This window comes from uncultured Wocania sp. (assembly GCF_964021735.1).
Lineage (GTDB): Bacteria > Bacteroidota > Bacteroidia > Flavobacteriales > Flavobacteriaceae > Wocania_A.
Map to the genome: position 1 here is coordinate 1 of NZ_CAXIBN010000207.1, position 5,044 is coordinate 5,044.

Annotated in this window: 4 protein-coding genes; 1 reads left to right on the forward strand and 3 read right to left on the reverse strand. The window is 34.5% G+C overall.

The features are described from left to right. Together AADI82_RS13615 and AADI82_RS13620 are read right to left on the reverse strand one after the other, a co-directional pair. Positions 1 to 1,619: TAT-variant-translocated molybdopterin oxidoreductase (locus tag AADI82_RS13615; protein WP_341216973.1), on the reverse strand; the 1,619-nt coding region annotated here is incomplete at its 3' end. A gap of 70 nt (positions 1,620 to 1,689) precedes the next feature. After that, positions 1,690 to 2,985: a c-type cytochrome gene (locus AADI82_RS13620; RefSeq protein ID WP_341216976.1), complete on the reverse strand. Its 1,296-nt coding sequence runs from the start codon at positions 2,983 to 2,985 to the stop codon at positions 1,690 to 1,692. A gap of 214 nt (positions 2,986 to 3,199) precedes the next feature. On the opposite strand from AADI82_RS13620, the gene AADI82_RS13625 reads away from it, so the two are divergent. Next, positions 3,200 to 3,601, forward strand: coding sequence for an SPOR domain-containing protein (locus AADI82_RS13625; RefSeq protein WP_341216974.1), 402 nt, complete (start codon positions 3,200 to 3,202; stop codon positions 3,599 to 3,601). A gap of 70 nt (positions 3,602 to 3,671) precedes the next feature. On the opposite strand, the gene infB is transcribed toward AADI82_RS13625, so the two are convergent. Beyond that, positions 3,672 to 5,044: translation initiation factor IF-2 (infB, locus tag AADI82_RS13630; protein ID WP_341216975.1), on the reverse strand; the 1,373-nt coding region annotated here is incomplete at its 5' end.

A 5,044-nucleotide genomic window follows, 5' to 3' on the forward strand; every position in this document is an offset into this window, starting at 1 on the left:
TCAGTAGTATCTTCAGTTTCAGTTGCAATAGTTCCAACATAAACACCATCGTGTAACGCTTTGTTAAAAGAACTTCCACCTAAAATAGTAGTTCCCCAAGCATCTTTTATATAATCGTGATAAGATACATCGTTTCCTGTCCACTTCAATAAAGCATCTTGAAATTGTCTTGTATCAAACAAAGGACGAATTGTTGGTTGCGTTAACGCATAATGCCCTTTTTTAAGTTCAACGTCTCCCCAAGATTCTAAATAATGAGGTGCTGCTGCTATATAATCTGTAAGTGATGATGTTTCATCTGCTTTCATTGAAAACGCTACAGACAAATCAACATTTTTCAATCCTTCAGCGAAATCTGAAGCATTAGGAAGCGTATACATAGGGTTAACACCACTCATGATGATAGCTCCAATAGTTCCAGCTTTCATATCGGCAACTAATTTAGCTACTGCTTTATCGTTACCTTGTCTTGTTTTTATAGGTGTCGCTTTATCAAATGCTTTACTATTTAAAGCTTCGTTTATTTCTAAAGCAACTGTTTGTGCATTTACATCTTGAATTCCTGTAACAACTAAACCATTACTACCAGCTTTTTTAAGTTGAGAAGCAGCTTTACTAATAGCATCTTCAATATGAGCAGGTAATTCTTTTGCTGAAACCGACCCTCCAACTACTTGACTATATAATTTAGCTAAAGCTGTTTTTTGCTGACTTGGTGTTAAAGGCACACGTTTATCGGCATTAGCTCCAGTTAAAGACATATTTGATTCAAACTGAATATGACGCGACATTTTACCGTGATCTGGCACTCTGTTTTTAGAATACCCTGAATCAAATCCTCCACCTTGCCAATCACCTAAGAAATCTGCACCAACGGAAACAATAGTCATCGCTTTCGAAAAATCGTAATTTGCTAATCCGCGTTCTCCATACTTAGCTTGATAAGCGTCAAGTGCCGTAGATTCTGAAACGGCATCGTAAACAACGTGACGTACATTACCATATTTTTCTTTAAACTCAGAAATCAGTTTACTTGTAGAAGGGCTTGCAAAAGTTTGTGTTAATAATACAATATCCTTATTTGCAGCTGCAACATCTGTTAAAGCTTGATTTGTTTCTAAATCAAAAGTATTCCAAGAAATAGGTTCTCCTGCTTTACTTGGGCCTTGAACTCTTAAACTATCGTACAATCCTAAAACCGATGCATTTACTCTAGCGTTAGCATTACCATTAGTAGTTGCTAATGCATTGTTTTCAATTTTAATTGGACGACCTTCACGCGTTTTTACTAAAACACTTGCAAAATCAAAACCATCAGCAATTGTTGTTGCATAATAATTGGCAACACCAGGTATAATTTCTGTAGGTTGCACTACGTAAGGAATAGATTTAACTACCGGCCCTTCGCAAGCAGCAAGTGATGCTGCAGCAGTACTAAAACCAACATATTTTAAGAAATCGCGACGTGTTGTTGAAGTAGCTTCTAATGTATCTTTATCACCTAAAAATTCATCAGTAGGTATCTCTTCAACAAACTCGTTTTGTTTTAGCGTCTCAACAATAGAGCTATTTTCGTTTAGCTCTTCAACACTTTTCCAGTATTTCTTGTTTGATGACATATTATATAATTGAATTACTTCTTGTTTTTATTTTTTAAAATTTTTACGCTTTCGCGGAAAAACTACGTATTTAATAATGACATTTACCACATTCTAAACCACCTTGCATAGCAACAGTAAGTTTATCTACACCATACTTTTTAGTTAATTGCTCATGTATTTTAGTGTAGTAAGCATTATCTTTTACATTGATATTTGTTGTTCTGTGACACTCAATACACCAACCCATTGTTAATGGGGCGTGCTGATACATGATTTCCATTTCTTCAACAGGACCATGGCAAGTTTGACACTCAACACCTGCAACAGTTACGTGTTGTGAGTGATTGAAATAAACAAAATCTGGCAAATTATGAATACGCGTCCATTTAACTGGCGTACCTTCGTTTACATACTTCTGTTCTTCATCACTCCAACCTGCAGCAGCATAAAGTTTTTGGATTTCGCCATCGTAAAATTCTTTAGAGTATTCTTCCGTAGCTGTTTCTGGAGACACCTCGTAAATAGATTTATGACAGTTCATACAAACATTTAAAGATGGAATTCCAGATGTTTTACTTGTTCTAGCTGAAGAGTGACAGTATTTACAATCTATACCGTTATCACCTGCATGAATTTTGTGTGAGTAATGAATTTCTTGTACTGGTTGATATCCTTGATCTATTCCTATTTGCATAAAATAACCGAATGCAAAATATGCACTTGCTAATAAAAAGAAAATAGCAGTAACTAACATTAAGAATTGATTCTTAATAAAAGCTTTCCATAGAGGTGTACTTTTAGAATCCTCTTCTACTTCAATGCCTTGTGCTGAGGCAAAACGACGTAGCGTTTTGTTTACTAAAAACAAACCAGCAGCTAATAGAATAAATAAAATAGCTAAAGCACCCAATATGATTTCGTTTGACACACCACCAGTTGTTGCTGTAGTTTGAGTTATTGTTTCTGAACCTGAAACTGGAGCTGGAGCTTTCTTTTCCTCAGCCGTATAAGCAAGAATATTATCTATGTCTTCATTTGATAATTGTGGAAAAGCAGTCATTGCAGCACCTCCATACTCATTATAAATCTTGTTAGCATAAGCATCACCAGATTTAATCATACCTGCACTATTCTTTACCCAAGCATAAAGCCATTCTCTATCTAATCCTTCATCATCAGCTAAACGTTGCTCTACATTACGCAGGGCAGGACCTGTCATTTTCTTATCTAAAGTATGACACGCTGCACAATTGGCATTAAATAATGATTTTCCTTTTGCTGAATCTCCTTCTTGAGCCGAAAGAGTTGTTGTAAATGTTAGTAAAATAACGAACCCGAAACGAAAAATATTTGAGGTTAGTTTACGGTAAATTACCTGTATCATATTGTTGGTTAAATTAACTTCTAAACTTTGGTATGATTTTTTCATTTAATAATAGAAAAAAATACAGTTAAAAAAATCTGTCGCAAAAGTAATATTAAAAGTCGATTTTAGAAATGTTACAGAAGTGTTAATTGATAATTTAGAGGGATTCTAAATAATAAAAAGAGCCATAATTAAGTTAATAACGTATACATTTGTATAAAATATTTTAAGAATGAACACATTAAAATTTAAACCCAGCTTATTTTCTGTTATATGTTTTGTACTAATCTCTGCTAATTGCTTTGCACAAGAAGGACATGTTACTATAAATCAAGATAAGAATATCCATAAATTGTTAGCTCTTAAAAAAGAACTTAATAAAGATGAAAAAACCTCAGACAGATACAAAATACAAATCTTTAATGGCAATCGTGCTGGTGCGACTTCAGCTCAAAAAGAATACAATTCAATTTATAACCAATGGAGATCTTCTCTGGAATTTGAATTACCTAAAAATTACAAAATATGGGTAGGTAGTTTTAGAACGAGGATAGAAGCTGATAGGGCTTTAAAAAGAATTAAAAGAAACTTTCCTAGCGCGTTTATTTTTAAACCGAAAAAAGATAAAAGTTAAATTGATTATTCTTTTGAATCATAAAAAAAGCGACCAATTTGGTCGCTTTTTATTTTTAATTTATTGAATATTATTTCAATTTCTTTTTAACCTCAACTTCATGGAAAGCTTCAATAATATCGCCTTCTTTAATATCGTTATAGTTTTTAATTTGCATACCGCAATCGTAACCTTTACTTACTTCTTTAACATCGTCTTTAAATCGTTTTAACGAAGCTAACTCACCAGTATACACAACCACACCATCTCTAATTAAACGAATACTAGAGCTTCTAAGTATTTTACCATTGGTAACCATACAACCTGCAATGGTTCCGATTTTAGATACTTTAAACATTTCTCTAATTTCGGCAGTTCCAGTAATCTCTTCTTTAAGTTCTGGAGATAACATACCTTCCATGGCATCTTTCAGATCATTGATAGCATCGTAAATAATAGAGTAAGCTCTAATATCAATTTCTTCTTTATCAGCAATCATTCTTGCATTTCCAACAGGGCGTACATTAAATCCGATTATAATAGCATCGGAAGCAGTTGCTAACAATACATCACTTTCTGTAATGGCCCCTACGCCTTTATGAATAATGTTTACATGAATTTCTTCAGTAGATAATTTCTGGAATGAATCTGTTAGTGCTTCTACAGAACCATCCACATCTCCTTTAAGAATGATATTTAATTCTTGGAAATCTCCAAGAGCTATACGTCGACCAATCTCATCAAGTGTAATATGACGCTGCGTTCTAACCGATTGTTCGCGTTGTAATTGCGCACGTTTAGTAGCTATTTGTTTAGCTTCACGTTCGTCTTCAAATACATTAAACTTATCTCCTGCTTGTGGCGCACCATCTAATCCTAATATAGATACTGGTGTTGATGGTCCAGCTTCAACAACATCATGACCGCGTTCATCATGCATCGCTTTAACTTTCCCACTATGCTGACCAGCTAAGACATAATCTCCAATTTTTAAAGTTCCAGCTTGCACTAATATTGTAGAAACATAACCACGACCTTTATCTAAAAAGGCTTCAACAACTGTTCCTTGCGCTGGTTTATTTGGGTTTGCTGTAAGTTCTAATAACTCAGCTTCAAGCAACACTTTTTCTAATAATTCTTTAATACCAGTTCCTACTTTTGCTGAAATATCGTGTGATTGAATTTTCCCTCCCCAATCCTCAACTAGCAAGTTCATTTGAGCTAATCCGTCTTTAATTTTTTCAGGATTTGCATCTGGTTTATCTATTTTATTGATTGCAAAAACAATAGGAACTCCAGCAGCTTGCGCATGTGAAATGGCCTCTTTTGTTTGTGGCATGATATCGTCATCGGCAGCCGCTACAATAATTGCAATATCTGTAACTTGAGCACCACGAGCACGCATCGCCGTAAAGGCTTCGTGACCTGGTGTATCTAAAAATGCTATTTTTTGACCATTTTCAA

Excerpts from the sequence above, each read along its gene's own strand:
- AADI82_RS13620 (WP_341216976.1), bottom strand. The coding sequence starts at position 2,985 with ATGATACAGGTAATTTACCGTAAACTAACCTCAAATATTTTTCGTTTC.
- AADI82_RS13625 (WP_341216974.1), top strand. The coding sequence starts at position 3,200 with ATGAACACATTAAAATTTAAACCCAGCTTATTTTCTGTTATATGTTTT.